The following is a 1,009-nucleotide window of genomic DNA, read 5'->3' as shown; positions in this document are numbered from 1 at the left end:
ACCAGTTGGAACCGAAAAAGCAACACTCCTATGAGGGCCACCAAGCGCTAAGGATGCACTGAAGTAATAGACAATCTGAGCCATAATTCGCGCCCAGTTTATTGAATTCACAGCAACCAGGCGAGTACCTTCTAAAAAGGACTGGTCAGCAAAGCTGTTTTTAACCATGTGCTGACAGTCATCGAAGTTACCTTCAATAGCAATGTTGAAAACGTTATCACCCAATACCGTCGTCATTTGTTTACGCTGTACATCCGATACTCTGTTATGCGGATGCAAAATAAAGATGTCGACGTTGTCGCAGTGTTTACAGCCTTCTATCGCGGCAGAACCAGTATCGCCAGAAGTCGCACCCATAATAACTACACGCTCATTTCTTTTCTTAAGCACATAATCCAACAAGCGACCTAGTAGCTGTAAGGCAAAGTCTTTAAATGCCAGTGTAGGACCGCGGAATAACTCCATCACCCACTCGTTAGCATCCACTTGCACTAAAGGTGCGACGGCAGAGTGATCAAACACCTCATAGGTTTTTTCAACCATGTCCCTGAAATCATCTTCAGGAATTTCACCTTCAACAAAGGGGTACATAACATTGAAAGCTAACTGAGAGTATGGAAGGCCTGCCCAGGATGCGATTTCTTCCTGAGTAAAACGAGGTAAGGTTTCGGGTACATAGAGCCCACCATCTGGCGCTAAACCAGTCAACAAAACATCTTCAAATGATAAAGGGGGCGCTTCGCCGCGTGTGCTAATATATTTCACGTTTATCTATCCAAGCAAAATTTCTATCGTAAACAAGAAGGCTCTGCCTTCAGGTTCTTCTAATTAATGGTTAAAGTGCTCAACGCGTATCTTCACGACTTCTTTTCTTGTCGTTTCAAGCGCTTCTATCTGCTCTATAGCAGTATTAATTTGCTTCTCTTGCACTTCATGGGTCAATAATACAAGCGGAATGCAATCACCCTCTCGGTCGGTTTCTTTTTGCATCACTGACTCAATATTAATC

At 43.5% G+C, this 1,009-nt stretch carries 1 protein-coding gene and 1 pseudogene; both read right to left on the bottom strand.

Translation table 11 applies throughout. The annotated features are described in order from the left end of the window. Nucleotides 1-765 (bottom strand): pyridoxal-phosphate dependent enzyme (locus tag A3735_RS02100; protein ID WP_156499331.1); only part of this gene is annotated, 765 nt, incomplete at its 3' end. Between the two features lie 63 nt (nt 766-828). Beyond that, a pseudogene (locus A3735_RS02095) lies at nt 829-1,009 on the bottom strand (homoserine dehydrogenase); the annotation flags it as partial.

Source organism: Oleiphilus sp. HI0061 (assembly GCF_001635675.1).
This window is presented reverse-complemented; position numbering and strand designations above follow the sequence as displayed.